Annotated in this window: 17 protein-coding genes and 2 tRNA genes; 13 read left to right on the plus strand and 6 right to left on the minus strand. The window is 64.1% G+C overall.

The genetic code is table 11. The features are described 5' to 3' along the window. Window positions 1-45: 45 nt before the first annotated feature. Window positions 46-900: a glycoside hydrolase family 16 protein gene (locus AC07NK_RS09260; RefSeq protein WP_495170275.1), complete on the plus strand. Its 855-nt coding sequence runs from the start codon at window positions 46-48 to the stop codon at window positions 898-900. On the opposite strand, the gene AC07NK_RS09265 is transcribed toward AC07NK_RS09260, so the two are convergent. Both AC07NK_RS09265 and AC07NK_RS09270 read right to left on the minus strand, forming a co-directional pair. After that, window positions 851-2,056: an MFS transporter gene (locus tag AC07NK_RS09265; protein WP_495170276.1), complete on the minus strand. Its 1,206-nt coding sequence runs from the start codon at window positions 2,054-2,056 to the stop codon at window positions 851-853. The two genes, AC07NK_RS09260 and AC07NK_RS09265, sit on opposite strands and share 50 nt — an antisense overlap. 69 nt (window positions 2,057-2,125) lie before the next feature. After that, window positions 2,126-4,366 carry a beta-glucosidase gene (locus AC07NK_RS09270; RefSeq protein ID WP_495170277.1) on the minus strand — a complete coding sequence of 747 codons (2,241 nt, stop codon included), beginning with the start codon at window positions 4,364-4,366 and terminating at the stop codon, window positions 2,126-2,128. Between the two features lie 208 nt (window positions 4,367-4,574). Between AC07NK_RS09270 and AC07NK_RS09275 the strand changes: the two genes are divergently transcribed. The 5 genes from AC07NK_RS09275 to AC07NK_RS09295 all read left to right on the plus strand — a co-directional run bounded on the left by AC07NK_RS09275 (window position 4,575) and on the right by AC07NK_RS09295 (window position 11,945). After that, on the plus strand, window positions 4,575-7,574 hold the full coding sequence (locus tag AC07NK_RS09275) for a TonB-dependent receptor (protein ID WP_495170278.1): 3,000 nt from the start codon (window positions 4,575-4,577) through the stop codon (window positions 7,572-7,574). A 70-nt stretch (window positions 7,575-7,644) separates the two neighbouring features. Further along, entirely contained in the window at window positions 7,645-8,373 is a 729-nt protein-coding gene (locus AC07NK_RS09280) for a SapC family protein (RefSeq protein WP_495170279.1), read from the plus strand. After that, on the plus strand, window positions 8,366-9,397 hold the full coding sequence (locus AC07NK_RS09285; protein WP_495170280.1) for a cupin-like domain-containing protein: 1,032 nt from the start codon (window positions 8,366-8,368) through the stop codon (window positions 9,395-9,397). Before AC07NK_RS09280 ends, AC07NK_RS09285 begins: the two co-directional genes overlap by 8 nt. Beyond that, on the plus strand, window positions 9,394-10,887 hold the full coding sequence (locus AC07NK_RS09290; RefSeq protein ID WP_495170281.1) for a tryptophan halogenase family protein: 1,494 nt from the start codon (window positions 9,394-9,396) through the stop codon (window positions 10,885-10,887). Before AC07NK_RS09285 ends, AC07NK_RS09290 begins: the two co-directional genes overlap by 4 nt. A gap of 11 nt (window positions 10,888-10,898) precedes the next feature. Further along, window positions 10,899-11,945, plus strand: a complete 1,047-nt coding sequence (locus AC07NK_RS09295) for a LacI family DNA-binding transcriptional regulator (RefSeq protein ID WP_495170282.1) — start codon at window positions 10,899-10,901, stop codon at window positions 11,943-11,945. Window positions 11,946-11,958: 13 nt separating this feature from the next. Here AC07NK_RS09295 and AC07NK_RS09300 read toward each other — a convergent pair. The 3 genes from AC07NK_RS09300 to rpsA form a co-directional block, all read right to left on the minus strand. Next, window positions 11,959-12,044, minus strand: a tRNA-Leu gene (locus AC07NK_RS09300). Between the two features lie 46 nt (window positions 12,045-12,090). After that, on the minus strand, window positions 12,091-12,369 hold the full coding sequence (locus AC07NK_RS09305; protein WP_495170283.1) for an integration host factor subunit beta: 279 nt from the start codon (window positions 12,367-12,369) through the stop codon (window positions 12,091-12,093). Between the two features lie 205 nt (window positions 12,370-12,574). Continuing rightward, on the minus strand, window positions 12,575-14,293 hold the full coding sequence (gene rpsA, locus AC07NK_RS09310) for a 30S ribosomal protein S1 (protein ID WP_495170284.1): 1,719 nt from the start codon (window positions 14,291-14,293) through the stop codon (window positions 12,575-12,577). A gap of 403 nt (window positions 14,294-14,696) precedes the next feature. On the opposite strand from rpsA, the gene AC07NK_RS09315 reads away from it, so the two are divergent. Continuing rightward, window positions 14,697-15,056, plus strand: coding sequence for a hypothetical protein (locus tag AC07NK_RS09315; RefSeq protein WP_495170285.1), 360 nt, complete (start codon window positions 14,697-14,699; stop codon window positions 15,054-15,056). A 52-nt stretch (window positions 15,057-15,108) separates the two neighbouring features. Here the strand turns inward: AC07NK_RS09315 and ald are convergent, their stop codons facing one another. After that, on the minus strand, window positions 15,109-16,215 hold the full coding sequence (gene ald / locus AC07NK_RS09320; RefSeq protein ID WP_495170286.1) for an alanine dehydrogenase: 1,107 nt from the start codon (window positions 16,213-16,215) through the stop codon (window positions 15,109-15,111). A gap of 142 nt (window positions 16,216-16,357) precedes the next feature. Here ald and AC07NK_RS09325 point away from each other — a divergent pair, with 142 nt between their 5' ends. From AC07NK_RS09325 to chrA, 6 genes are all read left to right on the plus strand, one after another. Continuing rightward, the gene (locus AC07NK_RS09325) at window positions 16,358-16,831 is read left to right on the plus strand and encodes an Lrp/AsnC family transcriptional regulator (protein ID WP_495170287.1); all 474 of its coding nucleotides are present in this window, start codon (window positions 16,358-16,360) and stop codon (window positions 16,829-16,831) included. A 171-nt stretch (window positions 16,832-17,002) separates the two neighbouring features. Further along, window positions 17,003-18,898, plus strand: coding sequence for a potassium transporter Kup (locus tag AC07NK_RS09330; RefSeq protein WP_495170361.1), 1,896 nt, complete (start codon window positions 17,003-17,005; stop codon window positions 18,896-18,898). A gap of 131 nt (window positions 18,899-19,029) precedes the next feature. After that, window positions 19,030-19,536, plus strand: a complete 507-nt coding sequence (locus AC07NK_RS09335) for a 2'-5' RNA ligase family protein (RefSeq protein ID WP_495170288.1) — start codon at window positions 19,030-19,032, stop codon at window positions 19,534-19,536. A 56-nt stretch (window positions 19,537-19,592) separates the two neighbouring features. Continuing rightward, window positions 19,593-19,669 (plus strand) — tRNA-Met (locus tag AC07NK_RS09340). A 356-nt stretch (window positions 19,670-20,025) separates the two neighbouring features. After that, window positions 20,026-20,856, plus strand: coding sequence for a chromate resistance protein ChrB domain-containing protein (locus AC07NK_RS09345; protein WP_495170289.1), 831 nt, complete (start codon window positions 20,026-20,028; stop codon window positions 20,854-20,856). Continuing rightward, the gene (gene chrA, locus AC07NK_RS09350) at window positions 20,853-22,043 is read left to right on the plus strand and encodes a chromate efflux transporter (RefSeq protein ID WP_495170290.1); all 1,191 of its coding nucleotides are present in this window, start codon (window positions 20,853-20,855) and stop codon (window positions 22,041-22,043) included. Before AC07NK_RS09345 ends, chrA begins: the two co-directional genes overlap by 4 nt. The last annotated feature ends 136 nt before the right edge of the window (window positions 22,044-22,179 follow it).

A 22,179-nucleotide genomic window follows, 5' to 3' on the forward strand; every position in this document is an offset into this window, starting at 1 on the left:
TCTGGCATCCTGTGAACGTTCACAATATCGAGGGGGGAGTAGGCGATGTTCGTCACGTTTGCACTGGCGCTGCAATCGACCCTGAGCGCGACCAACGTCTCCGCCGACGTGCTGATGACGGCTCCGGCGACGAAGCCGAGCTTTGCCGACGAGTTCAACGGCCCGCGCATCGACACCGCCAAATGGCTGTTCGATACGCACCGCAACAAGACCGGCTGGTACAATAACGAGCTTCAATATTACGCCGACGGCAGGCCTGAGAACGCCCGGATCGAAAAGGGCGCGCTGGTGATCGAAGCGCGGCGGGAAGCGCTCAGCAAGGCGAAGGACTGGGGCGGGCAGGAATACACATCGGCCAAGCTCGTGACGCGTCAGCGCTACGGCTACGGCTTCTACGAGATCCGTGCGAAGCTGCCGTGCGGTCGCGGCATGTGGCCGGCGATCTGGATGCTTCCGACCGACGGCAAATGGCCCGATGGTGGCGAGATCGACATCATGGAAATGGTCGGCTGGGACGCGAACGTGATCCATGCGACCGTGCACAGCTCCGCATTCTACCACGTCAAGGGAACGCAGCGCGGGGCACAGGCGAAGCTGCTGACGGCGTGCACCCAATATCACAACTATCAGCTCGACTGGCGGCCCGGTTCGATCACGATCGGCATCGACGGACGCGGGCATATGCGGGTGAAGGACGATCAGCCGGGCGGGGCGGCGGCGTGGCCATTCACGAAGCCGTACGAACTGATCCTCAATCTCGCGGTCGGCGGCGACTGGGGCGGGCAAAAGGGCGTTGATGACGCGGCGCTGCCGCAGCGTCTGCAGGTCGACTATGTCCGCTACTGGGCGTCTAGCGGCGATGCCGGATCGCCGGCACCAGCAGCCCGCCCAGCAGAGTAAGCCCCGCCAGCACCAGCATCACCGCGCGAAAATCGTGCGGGGTGGCGAGCGCCCAGGTAAGCAGGGGCCCGACCAGTGCGGGCAGGGTGTTGGTGAGATTGATCAGGCCGAGGTCGCGTCCGCGGTGGCGCGGGTCGGGCAGCAACTGCATCGCGAATCCCGAATGGAGCGACAGGTAGCCAGCTGAGCCAAGCGCATAGAGCGCGAAGGCCGCGGCTGCCATGGTCCAGTCGCGCGCGAAGGCAAGTCCAGCGAGGCCCAGCGCGGCGAGCAGCGCGAACGCGATCAGGAACGGCTTGCGACGTCCGATCCGGTCCGACCACCGCCCCGCCAGCACGGCGACGGGGACGGGAATGAGATAGGCGACCGTCATAAGCTGGCCGAGCGGGCCGACGCTTTTCGAGGTCGGCGTCCCGGGATCGATGCTTGCGAAATAGTAGACGAGATAGAGCCACAACACGTTGCCCGCGACCTGCACCAGCAGCCGCGACGCCCAGGCGACGGCCAGATCGCGGCCAAGCAGCGGCGCTTCCCCGGGCGCGACACTGGCGGGCGCTATCCGGGATGGGGTGGCGAGCAACGGCATGACGCACAGCAGCACCGCGACGAAGACGAAGCCGAGACGAGCCGACTCACCGCTCACACCCGCTGTGATCATCAGCGCCGCGACGGCAGAGGCGAGCGGCGCGCCGAGCGCGATCAGGCCCCCGGACAAGCCCTTCTGCGTGTCCGGCACTTCATCGGCCATGACGGCGAACATCGGTGCCAGAACCGCGTTGACCGCTGTCTGGAACAGAACGACAGCGAGAATGATCTGTCCCGGTGTCGCCGCAAATGCCACCGCAGCGAAGGACGCCGCGAGGCCGGCGAGGCCGGCCACGATCCACTTCCGCCGACCGCCGCCGCTTGCCACCGACCGGTCGCTGAGCCAGCCGAACAGGATGTTCGATGCGCTCGCGGCGACCGCGCCGGCGATGACGGTCGCTGTGAACACCGCAATACGATCATCGCCTGCGATCTCCGAGATCTTGACCGGTAGCAACAGCGTGAGCAGCGGCAGAAAGCCGATCACCCCGCCAGCATTGGCGAGCGCGACGAGCAGGATGAAGCGCAGCGACCGCCGCGCCGGATGGTCCGGCTCTGAACTGCTCCCCACAAGGCACCCCGTCGCATCCCGGCTGTCGCGGCCACGTTGATCGCAGGCGCCGCCGGTAGCGGGATCAAGCTAGGGCTTCATCGTCGCCGGGTCGAGGCTGGTCGTGAGCAGCATCGAACGGTCGGTCGCATCGCGCGCGATCGCGACGCGATAGGCGCCGCCGCGGATGCGCCAGCCGGGCAGGCTGGTGTCATAATCCGCGAGGATGCGCGGCTCGGCAGTGAGCGTGACGCGGCGCGTCTCACCCGGCTTCAACTCCACCCGCTGGAACGCGGCGAGGCGCATCGGAATGTCCGATCCTTCGCGAGTCACATAGACTTGCGGTACGTCGGCGCCCGCGCGCTTGCCGGTGTTGGTGACGTCGAACGAGACGGTAAGGCGTTTGCCGCCGGTGACGGCAGCCTTGCCATAGGCGAAGCTGGTGTAGCTGAGGCCGTGGCCAAAGGCGAAGAGCGGCTTCTGCCCTTTCTTCTCGTACCAGCGATAACCGACGTCGCTACCCTCGACATACTCCACGGGAAAGCTCGTGAGCTCATAGCCGCCGGGATTGGCGGGGTTCGCCGCAGCCGCGGCCTGAAGCGAAGTGAAGGTGTCGAGCCCCACTGGCTGCGGGCGCGGCGCCTGCCCCTCATGCGCAGGGAAGGTGATCGGCAAGCGGCCCGAAGGATTGACCTTGCCGGTCAGGATATTGGCAATCGCCTCGCCGCCGCGCTGGCCGGGATACCAAGCCTGGACCACGGCGGGCACGCGATCGAGCCAGGGCATCGTCACCGGGCCGCCGGTGGTGAGCACGGCCACCGTCCTGGGCTGAGCGGTAGCGACCGCTGCGATCAGCGCATCCTGATGGTTTTGGAGCTTGAGGTCGGGCACATCCTCCGCCTCGGTGGTCCATTGCGTGCCGAACACGATGGCGAGGTCCGCGGCCTTCGCTGCGTCGATGGTGGCGTTGAGGTTGCGCCCGTCAATGAAGCTGACCTCCGCGCCGGGCAGCGCTTTGCGTAACGCATCGAGCGGGGAGGAGGCGTGATAGGTCACGCGGACGAACGAGGCCGCCGGGCCATGCGCGAGCGGAATTTCGATCGGCGCACCACCGACCGAACGCACCTGGCTCGATCCGCCCCCCGACAGCACGCCGACATCCGCCCCCCCGCCGATCACGACGATCTTCTTCGCGGTGGCGGCAAGCGGAAGGATGCCGCCCTGATTCTTGAGCAGGACGATCCCCGCCTCGGCCGCGCGCTGCGAGACGAGCGCGTTGCGCGCGTAGTCGGGGGTCTGCGCCGCAGCCGGCATCGGCGTGTCATAGGCGCCGCTTTCGATCAGCCCGGTCAGGTAGCGCACGACCATGTCGTCGAGCCGCGCCATCGGTACGCGACCTTGCTCGACCGCCGCCTTGAGCGGCGCGTCGAAGTACATCGCGCGGTCGAGTTCCTGCCCCGATTGCTGGTCGAGGCCGGCCTTCGCCGCCTTTTCGGTCGAATGGACGCCGCCCCAGTCGCTCATCACCCAGCCGCGATAGCTCCAGTCGCGCTTGAGCACCTGATTGAGCAGGAAGTCATTCTCGCACGCCCAGTCGCCATTGACCTTGTTGTAGGCGCACATGACCGACGCGGGCTTGCCCTTCTCGATCGCGATCTGGAAGGCGAGCAGGTCGCTTTCGCGCAGCGCCGCTTCGCCGATGCGAGCGTCGAGCACCATCCGGCCGGTTTCCTGCGAATTGAGCGCGAAATGCTTGATCGTCGAGGCGATGTGGTTCGACTGGACGCCCGCGATGTGTGCTCCGCCCAACTCACCCGCGAGTAGCGGGTCTTCACCGAGATACTCGAAGTTGCGTCCGCCCCACGGATCGCGGTTGAGGTTGACCCCGCCCGCGAGCAGGACGTTGAAGCGCTTGGCACGCGCTTCTGCCCCGATCATCGCGCCACCGGCACGCGCGATCTCCGGATCGAAGGTTGCGGCGGTGGCGAGGGAGGAGGGGAGTGCGGTGGCGACATCGCCTTTGCGCTGCTCAACCTGATTCGCAACACCGAGCGACGCATCGCTCTCGCGCACCAGCGGGACGCCGAGCCGGGGATTGCCTTCGATATGGCCTGCCGAAGGTACCAACTCATGGGGCGGAGTGACCCTGGTCAGTGGCGGGAAGAGGCCATGAACCAACGCAATCTTCTCGTCGAGCGTCATCCGGGCGACGATCGATTCGGCACGGACGCGGACATCGGTTGCCGCGGGTACCTGTTGCGCGAAGCCCGAAATCGGCGCGAATGCCGTGATCGCGCTAGCCGCTAGCAATGCGGCGATGGTCCGGCTCATGCGTTTTCCTCTCCTGATTTCCGGCGTGTCCGCCGTGCATATGTGCAGCAACAACAGCATATATTGGGAACGTTCACAATAACGGTTTTCCGCCATTCTTGTGAGTTTCTACAATGAATGACCGATGCTTGACAACGTTGTACAATGGGTTCAAGTGAACGTTCTCAACGAGTGCGGATCCACCGCGCCGCTGAAGGGGAGGACGAGGATGCGGGGCACGACTCGCTCAGTTTCACGACTGGCAATTTCGCGGCTGGTGATCGGGGTGTCGACGCTGGCGATGGCCGCGACTCCGGCATTGGCTCAGGACACGCAGGATGCGCCGCCGCCCACAGAGGAGGCGGAAGAGGTTCTCGTCACCGGCATTCGCGCCAGTCTTGCACAGGCGATGACGATCAAGCGCGATGCGCAGGGCGTGGTCGACGCGATCTCCGCTGAGGATATCGGCAAGTTCCCCGACACCAACCTCGCTGAATCGCTTCAGCGTATCACCGGTGTGTCGATCGACCGGTCGAACGGCGAGGGATCATTCGTCACGGTCCGCGGCTTTGGCCCCGAATTCAACCTGGTGACGCTCAACGGTCGCCAGATGCCGACATCGGGCCTTGGCGATGGCGCGAGTGCGCCGGCTACGCGTTCGTTCGACTTCGCCAATCTGGCGTCCGAAGGCATTGCCGGCGTCGAGGTCTACAAGACCGGCCGCGCCGCGATCCCGTCGGGCGGCATCGGATCATCGATCAACATCAAGACGCCGCGTCCGCTTGACCGTCCGGGCCTGCGCGGGAGCATCGCGGTCAAGGGCGTGTTCGACAGCTCGTACAATCACGGGGACGAGATCACACCCGAAGTCTCGGGCATCTTCAGCACGACCTTCGGCGACAAGGTCGGCATCCTGCTCGCGGGCTCCTACCAGAAGCGCAAGGGCAGCAACAACGACTACAAGACCGACTGGCGCGACGGCTATCTGGGCAACGAGAACAACTGGGGCTCGCTCGCCAATCCGGGCGATCCGCGCTATGGCCAGATCCAGAACCGGCCTGAAGCGGGCGATGTGTACGAGGTCGCGCAGAACGGTTCGTACAACCTCAACGATATCGAACGTGAGCGGATTAACGGGCAGCTGGTCCTGCAATTCCGCCCGATCGAGTCGCTCACCGCGACGCTCGACTACACCTATTCGCGCAACACGGTTGAGGTGCGGACGAGCAGTGTCGGAATCTGGTTCAACCACAACAACACATCGAGCGCATGGACCGACGGCCCGGTGGCTGCACCGATCTTCTATTCCGAGGCGTTCGGCGCGGGTGAGCGTAAGGATCTGTCGTACAGCGGTTCTTTGACTGCCAACCGCAGCGAGAACCATTCGTTCGGCGGCAATTTGACCTGGGAAGCGCCGGGCGGCGTCACCGCGCAGCTCGACTTCCACCATTCGACCGCGACGTCGAAGCCGACCAACAAATACGGGACGAGCGTGTCGGTGGGCAATGCCGTGGTTGGCCTGGCGAGCCAGAAGGTCAACTTCGACACCTATCTGCCGGTCATCTCCACGACCTTCCACCCTGGCAACAATCCGCTCGATGCCGGGCAGATCATGCCGACCGGCAACGCCTTCCGGAACGCGTATTTCCGCGACGAGATCAATCAGGCGCAGTTGAAGGCGCGCTACGATCATGAGGGCGGCTTGCTCGACAGCATCGATTTCGGCGTCTCATACGTCGAGAACAAGGTGCGGTCGGCCTATGGTTTCCTGCAGAACGAAACGTGGAGTGGCGCGGGGCCGGCGTCGGACATTCCCGACGACATCTTCAAATTGGTGACGCTGCCCGACAAATTCCGGGGAATGGACGGCGCGGCCAACATTATCCCGAGCCTCTACGCCTTCGACTTCGAGCGGATGCTGGGCATTATCGAGCAGCGCTATGGCACCTGTAGCCGACCGCAGACCGGCAAGGCTCCCGCTGGAACCTGTCTTGCGGACTACACCATCGATCGCCGGATCACAGAAAAGACGCTGTCACCCTACATCCAGGTCGCGGGCAAGTTCAGCGCGTTCGGCAATGACGCACATATCGTCGCCGGCGTGCGCTACGATCATACCAACATCGACTCGATGGCGCTGGTGCCGATCCCGAACGGCACGTCATGGGACGCGGCGAACGAATTCTACATCTCCTATACCGGGCAGCAGGATTTCTCACGCTTCAAGGGCAGCTATCAGAACTGGCTCCCCGCGATCGACTTCGACATTTCGCCGTTCGAGAATGTGAAGCTGCGCGCGTCCTACAGCCACACCATCGCCCGTGCCGACTATGCCAGCCTTCAAGGCGGACTGACGCTCGATACACAATTCCGCATCGCCTTCGGCGAGGGCAGCCGAGGCAATCCGGGCCTGCTTCCCTACAAGTCGAAGAATATCGATCTCTCGGCGGAGTGGTATTATGGGCCGAGTAGCTACATCTCGGTCGGCTTCTTCAACAAGGATGTCGAGAATTTCATCGGGCAGGACCGCGTCACGCAGAACGCGTTTGGCTTGCATACAGTGGCGGGCGGGCCGCGTTACCAGGCAGCACTCGCCGCACTCGGGGCAAACGCCAGCACGCAGGACATCCGCCAGTATATCTTCACCAACTTCCCGGGATCGACTCAGAGGACCGGTGTCGATCCCGCCGGCTACATCACCGGCAAGATCTTTGCGTTGCCCGAAGATCCGCTGGTGCCGTTCCAGATCAAAACGCCGGTCAACAGCGACCAGACGGCTAACCTTTACGGCTTCGAATTCGCTGTGCAACACAGCTTCTGGGACACAGGTTTCGGTGCAATCCTGAACTATACGATCGTCCGTGGCGACGCGACCTACGACAATAGCAAGCAGGCGTCGGTGACTCCGCCTCAGTTCGCACTGACTGGCCTTAGCGACAGTGCCAACGCGGTGCTGTTCTATGACAAGAACGGCATCCAGGCGCGCGTCGCGTATAACTGGCGCCAGAAGTTCCTCTCAGGAACGGGCGCTAACCCCTTCTATGTCGAGGATTATGGCCAGATCGACGCGAGCGCGAGCTACGAGTTCAGGCCGGGGCTTACGGTGTTCGGTGAGGTCATCAACCTCACCGGCGAAAGCCGGCGCGGACATCGCCGATCCGAGAACAACGTCTATTTCGCTTCACCCGGCTACGCGCGTTACGCCGCCGGTGTCCGCTTCAATTTCTAGGCCTCCCTGTAGCCACCCTCTTCGGAGGGTGGCTTTTTTTGTTACGGGGTAGGATAGGGCTGGAGAGGCAATGGGTGAAACGGTGACGACGACAAGTCACGCAATGCTGACGGCGGAGGAGCATCGCCAGCTTCGCGTCCGTCGCGACCGCGATGAAGCGCTGGGCGACGGGGTGATGAGCTGCGTGACCATGCCCGCCGAGTTCCGGCGGGTGCAGGTGCATTATCCGATCCTGTTCCGGCGCAATGCCGAGCGCGACGCGTTCACCGCGCTCGCGCTGTTCGGCTTTCAGGAGGGCGAGAACCTGTTCCTGGGGCGCGGCGGCTGGGACGCCGACTATATTCCGCTGGCGATCGATATCCAGCCGTTCCTGATCGGGGGCTCGGCGGATGCGCCAGGGGCAAAGCAGGTGCATATCGACCTTGCCAGCCCGAGGGTTGGGACAGGCGAGCGTGTGTTCGATGATGCCGGGCGGCCGACCCCCTATCTGGAGGCGGTGTCGGAGCAGCTGGGCGAGCTGGACGAAGGCTGGCAGACCTCGGGCGACTTCTTTGCGGCGCTGCGGCGGTACGAGTTGCTCGAGCCGCTGACGCTCGAGATCACGCTGGATGACGGGTCGGTCAACCGACTGGTGGGCTTCCATGTTATCGATGAAGCGCGGCTGAGCGCGCTCGATGCGGCGGCGCTGGGCGCGCTTCACGCCGAAGGGCATCTGATGCCGGTCTTCATGGCAATGGCGTCGATCGGCAATCTCAACGCGCTGGTTGTGCGTAAGAACAAGCGGCTGGGCGATGGCTGAGGCCGATCCCGGCCCCTTGAGCAGACTTGCTGCGGTGAGGGAGGTTGCGGTCGCAAGCACCGCAGAACTTGATGCGCGGCTGCGTTCGGCGGATGCGCCATTCGTGGTGCGCGGGCTGGTGGCGGACTGGCCGCTGGTTGATGCGGGGAGACGCTCGGGCGGCGAGGCGCGCACCTATCTGCTCGGTAAGCATCGCGATTTGCCATTCACCGTCGCGCTCGGAAACGCGGCGGATGAGGAACGGATCTTCTACGACCAGGCAATGGCGATGAACTTCCGCACCTTGCGTGGACGGTTGAGCGATATCTTTGCGGATATCGATGCGGCGGAAGCCGATCCTGCCGCGCCTCCCATTTATGTCGCCTCCACCGACGTGCATGATTTCTTTGACGGCCTGCACGCCGACAACCATGTCGATCTGGGTGAGCGGCGGTGCCGCGCGGGAATCTGGATGGGCACCCGAACGCGGATCGCAGCGCATAACGACTTTCCCGACAATCTGGCCTGCGTTGCGGTCGGGCGCCGCCGCTTCACGCTGTTTCCGCCTGATCAGTTCGCGAACCTCTATCTCGGGCCGCTCGACAACACACCCGCGGGCCGCGCCGTGAGCATGGTCGATTTCGCTGCACCCGATTTCGTGGCGCATCCGAAGTTTCGCGACGCGCTGACGCATGCTCAGGTCGCGGAGTTGGAGCCGGGCGACGCGATCTTCATCCCGTCAAATTGGTATCATCATGTGGAGGGGCTCGACCCGTTCAATGTGCTGATCAATTACTGGTGGCGTGAGACACCCGGCTGGCTTGGCCAGCCCGAGGACGCGCTGCACCATGCCCTGCTCGCGATCCGCGATCTGCCACCGAACGAGAAGGCGCAGTGGCGCGCGCTGTTCGATCATTATGTCTTTGCCAATGGGGATGACGTGACGGAACATCTGCCCGAAGGAACCCGCAGCATACTGGACCCGCTGACGCCGGAAACCGCATCGCGCATCCGCGCCTACCTCCTGCGGCAACTCAGCCAATGAGCGCGCGTCCCACCCGTGTCGTTATCGCCGGAGGGGGTACTTCTGGCTGGATGGCCGCGGCTGCGATCAGCCGCACCATGGGCCATATGATCGACCTGACTCTGGTCGAGTCTGAGCAGATCGGCACGATCGGGGTTGGCGAGTCGACCATCCCGCCACTGGTCAATTTCAACCGTATCCTCGGGATCGGTGAAGCCGAGTTCATGCGCGCCGCGCAGGCGACGTTCAAGCTCGGCATATTGTTCGACAATTGGAAGCAGGATGGGGACAGCTATTTCCATAGCTTCGGCCTGTCGGGGAAGGACCATTGGTCGGCGGGGTTCCAGCATTTCTGGCTAGCTGGCCGTGCGCGCGGCAATCCTGACTCCTATGACGACTATTGCCTCGAATTGGCCGCAGCGATGCAGGGCAAGTTCGCGCATCTCCCGCAAGACCGGATGAACTATGCCTATCACGTCGATGCGACGCTATATGGCCGCTACCTGCGTAAGCTGGCGGAGGAGGCCGGCACGAAACGGGTCGAGGGTAAGATCCAGCGCGTCGAGCTGAATGGTGAGAGCGGCGATATTACCGCGCTGCATCTCGATGGCGAACGGCGGATCGAGGGCGACATGTTCGTCGATTGCACCGGCTTTCGCGGCCTGCTGATCGAGGGCGCGCTGCATGCGGGGTTCGAGGATTGGGGGCATTGGCTGCCCAACGACAGCGCGATCGCGGTACAGGCGAAGCATCAGGGACCGCCTCAGCCCTATACCCAGGCGATTGCGCATGATGCGGGCTGGCAATGGCGCATCCCGCTGCAGCACCGCATGGGCGCTGGCATCGTCTATTCAAGCGGCTATCTGTCGCGTGACGAGGCGCATCACCGGCTGATCTCGACCGTGGGTGAGCCGCTGATCGAGCCGTTCGACATCAAGTTCCGCGGCGGGGTGCGGCGCAAGCAATGGTATCGTAACTGCGTCGCCATCGGCCTGTCGGGCGGGTTCGTCGAGCCGCTGGAGGCGACGACGGTGCACCTGATCCAGCGTGCCGTGCTGCGCTTCGTGCGGCTGATGCCCAATGGCCGGGTCAGCGAACGCGACGCCGCCGAGTTTAACGAGCAGCAGCGGCAGGATATCGAGCAGATCCGCGACTTCGTGATCCTGCACTATAAGGCGACCGAGCGGCGCGACAGTGCCTTCTGGCGGCACGTCGCCAACATGCCGGTGCCGGACTCGCTGGCGCAGAAGATCGAGCTGTTCCGCGAGACCGGGCGCACCTTCCGCAAGAATGAGGAACTGTTCGCTGAGAACAGCTGGGTGCAAGTGATGATGGGGCAGGGGATCGATCCGCAGAACTGGCACCCTATCGCGGAGAAGCTGTCTGACGAGGAACTGAGACGGCTGCTTGCCACACTGCGGGAGGATGTGACACGGACCGTCGCGGCGTTGCCCGAGCATCACGCCTATGTCGCGCAATATTGCGGCGCGGCCGATCCGCTCGCGGCCTGAAGGACTGACGCATGGCACGCCGCAAACAGGCCGTCACGATCCGGCATGTCGCTGCTGACGCTGGAGTGTCGCTCCAGACGGTGAGCCGCGTCATCAACAAGGAACCGAACGTCCGGCCCGAAATGGCCGAGCGCGTCCGCGCCTCGATCGCACGGCTCGGCTACGTCCCCTCGATCGCGGCGCAGCGCATGAGTGGGTCGCGATCCTATCTCATCATGGCGCTGAACGACCGCGAACGCACGATCGACGGCTGGCGCGCGCGCGACGGCACCGACTGGGTCGACCAGATGCTACTCGGTGGCATGCTCACCTGCGCCGAGCACGGCTACCGCCTGATCGTCGAACTGGTCGACACGCATAGCGACCATATCGAGCGGGAGCTCTCTGCGGCGCTAGCGGCGCTGCAACCCGACGGGGTAATCCTGACCCCGCCGCACTCGGCCAACCCCGCGATCCTCGCATTGCTCGACGACGCGCATATCGGGCTTGCCCGGATCGGCTCGCTTGCCGAAGGGCCCGGCTTCCGGTTGACGATGGGAGACGATATCGCGGCGGGACTTGCCACGCGGCATCTGGTCGAGCTGGGCCATGAACGGATCGGGCTGATCGCCGGGCCTGACGAGTATGAACTAAGCGGCTGGCGCGTCGATGGCTGGCGTGCGGCGATGGCCGAAGCAGGTCTCACGACCGATGGCTTACTGGCGCAGGGCGATTTTTCGCGTCAGTCGGGCCGGAGCACCGCGCCCTTGTTGCTGGATGCGGGTGCTACCGCGATCATCGCGAGCAACGATCAGATGACGCTAGGCGCGCTGGAAGTTGCGCGCGAACGCGGGCTGGCAGTGCCTGAGGATCTGTCACTGGTAAGCTTCGACGATACGCCGATCGCACGCTTCAACCACCCATCGCTGACCGCGGTGACCCAGCCGATCGCGGATGTGACAGCGCGCGCGGTCGAGCTGATCATCGCAGAACGGAGCGGGCAGGACGCGCCCGCTGGCCCTGTGGTCGTGGTCCCTGCGCTGACGGTGCGCCAGTCGACCGGTCCGCGCCGCCGCTGACCTTCGTTGCTGCTGGTACGGGCGGGGGGACTTGAACCCCCACGGGCCAAAGCCCAACGGATTTTAAGTCCGGTGCGTCTACCATTCCGCCACGCCCGCGCGTGTCGAGTGGCTCTATCGTGTCATGTGGAGAGTGCCAAGCGGGTCAGACGTTCAAACGTCCGCGCATTTCCTTGCCTGGCTTGAAATAAGGCACACGCTTCGCATCGACATCGACGGTCTCGCCAGTGCGGGGATTGCGGCCCGAACGCGCGTCGCGTGCGCGGGTAGAGAATGCACCGAAACCGCGCAGTTCGACCCGGCCATCAGCGATCAGGCGCGTCGTGATCTCTTCAAAGAAGGTGTCGACAATGCGCTCAATCTCGCGCGCAGACAGACCGGGATTGTCCGCTGCCAGCATTTGCACGAGTTCCGAACGGATCATCGCGTATCCCCAGTTGTCCGGCAAATCGTGCCGGGAAACGCGCCTCGCCCCATCGTCGGTGCATGGCCTGGGCCGATTTTAGGCCCGATTCTATACCTGCATCAATAAAATCTTGCGGCGGGAATCCCGTTTTAGGAGACGCGGTAGCGAAGCCGTTGAAATGATTGGCGGGGCGGGCGGAAAAAACCACCCGCCCCGCACGAAATCACTTCTTCTCTTCGCGTGCCTTGAGCGCTTCGCCCAGGATGTCGCCCAGCGACGCGCCCGAGTCGGACGAACCGTACTGCGCAACGGCCTGCTTCTCTTCGGCGATCTGCATCGCCTTGACCGAGAAGGTCGGCTTCTTCGAACGATCGAGGCCGGTGACCATCGCGTCGAACTTCTGGCCGACCTGGAAACGCTCCGGACGCTGCTCGTCGCGGTCGCGGCCGAGATCGGTGCGCTTGATGAAGCCGGTCGCGCCATCGTCGCCAACCTGCACTTCGAGGCCCGCGTCGCGAACTTCGAGGACGGTCACGGTGACGACTTCGTTCTTGTTGACGCGCGCGCCGCCGCCGGCAGCCGCAGCCGCAGCGGTGGGGACGCCACCACGCTCAAGCTGCTTCATGCCGAGCGAGATGCGCTCCTTGTCCGACTCGACGGCCAGGACGACGGCCTTGACCATCTCGCCCTTGCGATGGAGCGCGAGCGCGTCCTCGCCCGAGATGCCCCAGGCGATGTCCGACATGTGGACCATGCCATCGACGTCGTTGTCGAGACCGATGAACAGGCCGAATTCGGTGGCGTTCTTGACTTCGCCCTCGACCTCGGTGCCGACCGGATGGGCGGCCGCGAAGGCTTCCCACGGGTTCTGGTGAGCCTGCTTGAGGCCGAGCGAGATGCGACGCTTGTCCTGATCGACCTCGAGCACCACGACTTCGACTTCCTGCGAGGTCGAAACGATCTTGCCCGGATGGACGTTCTTCTTGGTCCAGCTCATCTCCGAAACGTGGACGAGGCCCTCGATGCCGGCTTCCAGCTCGACGAACGCACCATATTCGGTGATGTTGGTGACGCGGCCCGACAGCTTCGCGCCGATCGGATACTTGGCGCCGGCGCCATCCCACGGATCGCTCTCAAGCTGCTTCATGCCGAGCGAGATGCGCTGGGTGTCGCGGTTGATGCGGATGATCTGCACCTTCACCGTGTCGCCGATGTTCAGCACTTCGCTCGGGTGGTTGACGCGCTTGTACGACAGGTCGGTGACGTGGAGGAGGCCGTCGATGCCGCCCAGGTCAACGAACGCACCGTAATCGGTGATGTTCTTGACGACGCCGTCGATCACCTGGCCCTCGGCCAGCGACAGGATCAGGCCCGAACGCTGCTCGGCACGGTTCTCTTCGAGGACGGCGCGGCGCGACACGACGATGTTGCCGCGCTTGCGGTCCATCTTCAGGATCTGGAAAGGCTGCGGCAGGTCCATCAGCGGCTGCACATCGCGCACCGGACGGATATCGACCTGCGAACCCGGAAGGAACGCCACGGCGCCGCTCAGGTCGACGGTGAAGCCGCCCTTGACGCGGCCGAAGATCACGCCTTCGACGCGGTTGCCCTGCGAGAATTCGAGCTCGAGCTTGTCCCATGCGGCTTCGCGGCGGGCGCGGTCGCGGCTGAGCATTGCTTCGCCGTTCGCATTCTCGACGCGGTCGACATAGACCTCGACTTCGTCGCCGACCTTGAGGTCAGCGGGCTGGCCCGGCGCTGCGAATTCGCGCAGCGGCACGCGGCCTTCGCTCTTCAGGCCGACGTCGATGATCGCGAGGTCGTTTTCGATGCCGGTGACGGTGCCGATGACGACACGGCCTTCAAAGCTTTCTGCTCCGCCAAGGGTCTGGTCGAGCAGCGCGGCGAAATCGTCGCGCGTGGGGTTTGCCGAAGTGGCCATAAAGGGTTCAGTCCTAACTATCGTTTTTCCGGCCGGCTGGTTGGATCCAGCGGTCTTGAAGGCCGAAATGCCGTGGCGGCCGCATGCCGGTCACGGCATCCGATGAACGGATGCGATTGGAGGCGGAACGCTTTGTATCCAAAGCGAAAATGGCGCGTGAGATCATCTCTCCGCGCCTCCCCTCCGCGAGCACCCACTCGTCGGACGGGGCGCGCCTTAGCCGCAGCGGGCGCGAAAGGCAAGAAAATCCCCTGCGCATAGAGGCGAAAGGGCCTCTCACACGGATTATTTACCTAGGCGGTCCAAACCATGCGCCCAGCAAAATATTGGGGGAGGGAGCGTGGCACCGATGGCACCATCGGCGGTGGATAGCGATTGTCAGGTCGTGGCGTCGGAGCCTGGCTTGTACGAGATCATCCGTGACGACCAGCTCAGGATCTTACGGATCAACCGTGTCGCCGTACAACAGCTTGGTGATGTCGATCGTTACCTTGCGGTGCTGGGCGATGTTGTGCGTGACGCCCGGCTGCGCTTTGGCCGGGTGCGCGTGCTGGCGGACCTGCGAAACTCACCGATCCGTACCCAAGAGGCGGCTGAACGCATGCGACTGGGCAATCTGGCACTATACCGGGAGGGCGACCGGGTCGCGCTGATCGTTGAGTCCAGTTTGCTGAAGATGCAGTTGCGCCGCACTTTGGTTGAATATCAGAACATCTTCCTCTCACCCCACGCCGCCGAGACTTGGCTGACCGCGCTCGATTGAGAGGTTGCCCGCCGCCACCCGGGAAGAGGGGTAGGCAGCGGCGGGCAGGGCGTTACGGCCGCCAGGCCGTAAACGGGAGGTTGAGCGCTTCGGCCACCGCTTCGTGGGTGATCGCGCCCTTGTAGACGTTGAGGCCCGCCGCGAGGTGCGGGTCGGCGGCCATTGCCTTCTCTGCGCCAAGGTTCGCGAGCTTCATCACGAAGGGCAGCGTCGCGTTGTTGAGTGCGAAGGTGCTGGTGCGCGCGACCGCGCCCGGCATGTTGGCGACGCAATAGTGTATTACACCGTCAATCTCATAGACCGGGTCTTCGTGCGTCGTGGCGCGGCTGGTCTCGAAACAGCCGCCCTGATCGATCGCGATGTCGACCAGCACCGATCCGCGCTTCATCGTCTTGAGCATGTCGCGCGTGACGAGCTGGGGTGCGGCGGCGCCCGGCACGAGCACCGCGCCAATCACCAGCTCCGCCTCCATCACAGCCGCCGCAATCGCCGCCTTGCTGGCATAGGCGGTCTTGATCTGGCTGCCGAAGTGCAGGTCGAGCTCGGCCAGGCGGGCGTTGCTGATGTCGTAGATGGTGACGTCGGCACGCAGGCCCGTGGCCATCTGCGCAGCGTTGATGCCCGACACGCCGCCACCGAGGATCGCGACCTTAGCCGGCGCGACGCCGGGGACGCCACCGAGCAGCACGCCGCGGCCGCCCTGTTCCTTCTCGAGATAGTGCGCGCCGACCTGAATCGACATGCGGCCTGCGACCTCGCTCATCGGCTTGAGCAGCGGGAGCGAACGATCGTTGGCGGTGACCGTCTCATAGGCGATGCAGGTCGCACCCGACTTGATCAGGCCTGCCGCCTGCTCGGGGTCGGGCGCGAGGTGGAGATAGGTGAACAGCGTGTGGCGCGGTTCGAGCATCGCCACTTCCTGGGCCTGCGGCTCCTTGACCTTCACGATCATGTCGGACTGCGCGAACACGTCGGCGGCAGTGGCGACAATGCGCGCGCCGGCGGCGATATAGTCAGCGTCCTGAATGTCGATGCCGCTGCCGGCATTGGTCTGGACGACCACGTCATGACCATGGGCGGTCAGCTCGGCGACGAGCGACGGCGTCAGGCCAACGCGATATTCGTGATTCTTGATTTCCTTGGGAACACCGACACGCATCTTCACTCTCCGGATTCTTGTTTGTTTCGGAGTGCAACGTAACGCAGGATACCGCCGCGAATCTCTGCAAACTTATGTGCTTTGCGCGAGTGAATTGCATGAATATGATGATCGCTGACAAATTACGCGGAATTCATGCACTATGGACCGAATTGACGAAGCGATCCTGAAGCAGCTCGCAATCAACGCGCGTGCGCCGGTCAGCCAGATTGCGGGGCAGGTGGGGCTATCGCAATCGGCCTGCACGCGCCGCATCCAGGCGCTCGAGGCGTCGGGGCACATCCTTGGCTACAGTGCGCGGCTGGGATTGCGGCGATTGGGCTACAGCGTCACCGCGATGGTCGATATCACGCTCGGGACCGAAGTGGGGGAGGACCTCGCGCGGTTCGAGGCGGCGGTCGCGCAGATTGACGGGATCGTCGAATGCGCGCTGGTTTCGGGCGGATATGACTATCGCCTGAAGGTATTGTGCCGCGATCTCGACGACTATGAGCGGCTGCACCGGGAAGAGATGGGACGGCTGCCCGGGGTGGTAAAGATCAGCTCCAGCTTCGTCCTGCGCGCGGTGCCGACGCGGAGCGAGGCGAACGCGCTGTTTCCCACCGCGGGACGATGAATTTCGGTGCAATTGCACCCCGATGCTGCGCGTGCTAACTGCGCCGCCGTTTCAACGGACAGGTAGCCGGTCTGACATGACCACTGCATTGCTCGCCACGGTACGCAAGTTTCTCCCGTGAGCGAGGCCAACGGAAGCCCCGAGCCGGCCGACGACTCGTCTTCTCATCACATCCATGATCAGCATCACGGACATGGCCGCCAGACGGCCATCGCGAAGCTGGTCGTCGGTGCGATCGGGATCGTGTTCGGCGATATCGGCACCAGCCCGCTTTATGCGTTCCGCGAAGCCTTTGCGGGGCACCACCCGCTGACGCTCGATGAGGCGCACATCATGGGCGTGATCAGCCTGATGTTCTGGTCGATGCTGCTGATCGTGACGCTGAAATACGTCACCGTCATCATGCGCGCCGACAACAAGGGCGAGGGCGGCAGCCTGGCGCTGCTGGCGCTGATCAACGCGGCCAGCGGGCAGAAGCGCTGGACGGCGGGGATCGTCCTGCTCGGCGTGTTCGCGACCGCGCTTTTCTATGGCGATTCGATGATCACCCCGGCGGTGTCGGTGCTGTCGGCGGTCGAGGGCATCGCGGTCGCCGCGCCGGCGGCCAAGGGCTGGATCCTGCCGATCGCCGTGGGCCTGCTGGTCGGGCTGTTCGCGATCCAGCGGACCGGTACGGCGCGTGTCGGCGCCCTGTTCGGGCCGATCATGCTGACCTATTTCGCGACGATCGCGACGCTGGGCGTGCTGAGCGCGATCCAGACGCCCGAGATCCTGTGGGCCTTCTCGCCGCACTATGCGGTGCAGTTCTTCCTGAGCGATGGGCTTGCCGCGTTCCTTGCGCTTGGCGCGGTCGTGCTGGCCGTGACGGGCGCCGAAGCACTCTATGCCGATATGGGCCATTTCGGGCGCAAGCCGATCCGCATCTCATGGCTGTGGTTCGTGCTGCCGGCGCTGATGTGCAACTATATGGGGCAGGGCGCGCTGCTGATGCGCGACGCCTCCGCGCTGCAGAGCCCGTTCTACATGCTTGCCCCCGAATATCTGCGGTTGCCGCTGGTGGGGCTGGCGACGATGGCCGCGATCATCGCGTCGCAGGCCGTGATCACCGGTGCCTTCTCGGTCACGCAGCAGGGCATCCAGCTCGGCTTCATCCCGCGCCTGCGCATCTCGCATACCAGTGCATCGACTGCGGGACAGATCTACATCCCGCTGATCAACTGGGCGCTGATGGTTGCGATCATCCTGCTGGTGCTGACCTTCCAGACCTCGTCCAACCTGACCGCGGCCTATGGTATCGCGGTGACCGGGGCGATGCTGATCGACAACTGCCTGCTGGCGGTGGTGCTGTTCAGCCTGTGGAAGTGGAAGAAGCGTTACGCGATCCCGTTCCTGGCGGTTTTCTTCCTGATCGATCTCGCCTATTTCAGCGCGAACCTGACCAAGATCCCGGATGGCGGCTGGTTCCCGTTGTTCGCGGGCGTGATCATCTTCACGCTGCTGACCACATGGGCCAAGGGCCGCCGCCTGATGGTCGAGCGGATGCGCGAGGGCGCGATGCCGATCAAGGTGTTCATCCAGTCCGCCGCAGGCTCCGCCACGCGGGTGGGCGGCACCGCGGTGTTCATGACCTCGACTCCCGAGGGCGTGCCCCATGCGCTGCTCCACAACCTCAAGCACAACAAGGTGCTGCACGAGCGCGTGATCCTGCTGACGGTGAAGATCGCCGACGTCCCCTATGTTGCCGAAGAGGCGCGGGTGAAGGTCGACGATCTGGGGCAGGGGTTCCATCGCATGCTGCTCTATTACGGCTTCATGCAGGAGGCCGATGTGCCCGGCGCGCTGAAGGCGGTGGGGGCATGTGGCGGCAAGTGCGGCGGGGTGTTCAACATGATGGACACCAGCTTCTTCCTGTCGCGCCAGACGCTGTTGCCCTCCGAGCGGCCGGGGATGCGGATCTGGCGCGAAAAGCTGTTCGCGTGGATGCTGCGCAACGCGGAAAGTGCGATGGAGTTCTTCCGCCTGCCCACCAACCGTGTCGTCGAACTGGGCAGCCAGGTCGAGATTTGAGAGCTACCCTCCTTGAGCCGTCATCCCGGCCCTGTGCCAGGATCCACCGGGCGGCAGGCGATGATGTGAAGCGTTGAGGGCATCGCTGGAGGCTCCGTGGACCCCGGCACAAGGCCGGGGTGACGGATGAAATGACTGCTGCTCCGATCATCGTGACGGCGCTGCTCGGCAGGTCGGATCAGGCGGCGTTCGATACCTTGCGGCGCGCGCATTATCCCCCTGAGCGCAATGTGCTGCCTGCGCATCTGACCTTGTTCCATCACCTTCCGCCGTCGGTGGAGGCGGAGTTGAAGCACAGGCTGACCGGCGCGACCCGTGGGTTGCGCGCACCGGTGGCGAAGGCGGTGGGGCTGATGTCGCTGGGGCGCGGCGTCGCGGTGAAAATCGAATCGCCCGGCCTGGCCGCAATCCGGCATGAACTGAGCGCGGCGTTCGCCGGTCTGATGATGCCGCAGGACGCGGGCGCATGGCGGCCGCACGTCACGATCCAGAACAAGGTGGCGCCATCGATGGCGAAGCTGCTGCTCGGCGCGCTGGGCAAGGAGTTCCGCGCGCGCGAGGTGGAAATCGTGGGACTGGCGACCTGGTGGTATCGCGGCGGGCCGTGGGAAAGCCTGTCGCGTCACATGTTCGCTTGACCGGGTCGGAAACGCCACTTATGTGCGCCGCTCGCCCAGAAGGGCCGCCTTGGTAGGGCGGAGTAGCTCAGTTGGTTAGAGCACGGGAATCATAATCCTGGGGTCGGGGGTTCAAGTCCCTCCTCCGCTACCATTCTTAAAATTCCACCGACGATCTGCTCCGGCCACCGGCGGATTTTTTTCGAGCAGAATCAAACATTTTTGATGTCCTGTTGCGGACGCGAGCCTCCGGTTGCGACCCGTTGCGGCCTTCGATGCAACTTGCCAGTCCGCTAAAGCGCTCTCAAATCGGCCGTCCAAAGGTGACAGCCGGCGATCCGAAAGCTGCTGTTCGCCAGGTTGGCGGCGGCAACTATTTCCTTACCAGTGGTCGCGGTACCTGGCTTGACACCGGCGAACCGCATCCGCCTATATAACGGTATGGGGAAAGCGATCTCCCCACGAGGCGGCACGCCGAAGCATCGCGTCCCAACGACATGAGGACGCATTATGCCTGCGATTCATTCAATCTCCGCCGACAAGCTTTTCAAACGGATCGGGACACCTGACGGCAGCGCGATAATCGACGTTCGCACCGCGGACGACTTTGCCGCGGATGCACGGCTTGTTCCGGGGGCGGTACGCCGTACCGCCGCCGCAGTTGCCGAGTGGGCGGCAGAATTTGACGGAAAGAGCGTTATCATCATCGGCGGGCAGGGCCATGGCCTGAGTGAGGGCGTCGCCGCCTGGCTGCGCCATGCCGGCGTCGATGCGGAGTTGCTCGAAGGCGGAACGCAGGGCTGGTCGGCTGCAGGCTATCCGATGGTGCCGGAGGCGGCGCTTCCGACGCGCGATCCGCGAGGCCGCACAATCTGGGTGACCCGCGCCAGGCCGAAGGTTGACCGTATCGCCTGCCCATGGCTGATCCGGCGTTTCGTCGATCCGCAGGCAGTATTCCTGTTCGTCACCCCTTCAGAAGTGGCGGGGGTCGCCGAAAAGTTCGCTGCGACGCCGTTTGATGTCGAGGGCGTTCGCTGGAGCCATGACGGTGACCGATGCACATTCGACGCCATGGTCGAAGCATTCGGTCTGAACCCACTTCCGGCGCTTCAATATCTGTCGATGATCGTCCGGGGTGCGGACACCGCCCGGCCCGATATCGTGCCGGAAGCCGCGGGCCTGCTCGCGGTTTCACTGGGCCTGTCGCGGCTCTACGCCAATGATCTCGAGCAGCTCGACGCCGGGATGTTGGTGTATGATGCCCTCTATCGCTGGTGCCGCGATGCGCGCGGGGAAACGCACGACTGGACCGCGCATGTGGCACGTGGAACGCGTCCATGACCGCGGCTGCTGCAACCGGCGCTCCCAGTCTCAGCCTCGCGGCCCTGTTCCTGAAATTCCTACGTTTCGGTGCGTTGGCTTTTGGCGGGCCGGTGGCACAGATCGCCATGCTGCGTCAGGCGCTTGTCGAGCAGGAATGCTGGATCGATTCGGCGCGTTTCAATCGGCTGCTCGCAGTGCTGCAGGTGCTGCCCGGGCCGGAGGCGCATGAGCTGTGCGTGCATCTCGGAATGATTGCCCGAGGTCGGATCGGAGGGCTGTTGGCGGGCTTGGGGTTCATGTTGCCCGGCCTGTTGCTGATGTTGGCTGCGGGCTGGGCCTATGTGTCTTGGGTCGCGGGCAATCCGGGCCTGTCGCAAGCGCTTCTCGGAGTTCAGATCGTCGTCCTGGCCGTGATCCTGCGCGCGGTCTTCCGGATTGGTTCGCATATTGTCGAGGATCGGCTGCTCGCGGTGATCGCCTCAGGCAGCCTGCTCGCAACGCTGGCGGGCGTGCCGTTCTGGATCCTGCTGGCCGCCGGAGGCCTGGCGTATGCGTTTTCGCATCGATCCGGCATTGCACTGCTCGTCGTTGGCGCCGCGCTTGGCGTCGCGATCGGGGCGCGTTTCCTCGATATCGCCGATTCCGGGGCGATTGGTTTGACGAGCGAGCCTGTGACGCTCGCTGCATTGTTCGTTGCCGGACTCAAGGGTGGGCTGCTCACATTCGGCGGAGCTTATACGGCGATCCCCTATGTCCGCACCGATACGGTCGGGCGCGGCTGGCTCAGCGATGCAACCTTCCTCGACGGGATCGCGCTGGCGGGCGTACTACCAGCGCCGCTCGTCATCTTCGCGACCTTTGTCGGCTATGTCGCGGGCGGTTTCGGCGGTGCGTTGGCAATCACGGCGGGAATGTTCCTGCCGGCCTTTGCCTTCTCGCTGGTGCTGTTCGAACGGCTTGAGGCACTGGTGGAGAACCCGGCGTTGCATCGGCTGCTCGCGGGCGTCGCAGCAGCAGTGGTCGGCATCATCGCTGCAACGCTTCTAGATCTGGGGTATGCGACGAGTGTTCGGGTGAGCAGCCTGCCGCTCGCCATGGCGTTGTTCAGCATCGCCCTTGCCATGGTCTGGCGCATGAAGGGCGGGTGGGTTACGCCAGCGATGGTCGCGTTCGGCGCTATCGCCGGTCTGCTGGTTTCACTTTGATGCCAGCAGTCGCGTCACAGAGAAGATCGATCCGTAGCCAAGGCTCACCCAAGCACGCCAGCTGACAGACTCCCCATTTGCTGGCGCGCCGAGCTGCGCGATCGTGGCGATTGAGGGGCCTCTGCCGCGGACTCAC

This window comes from Sphingomonas sp. GW821-FHT09B04 (assembly GCF_059418285.1).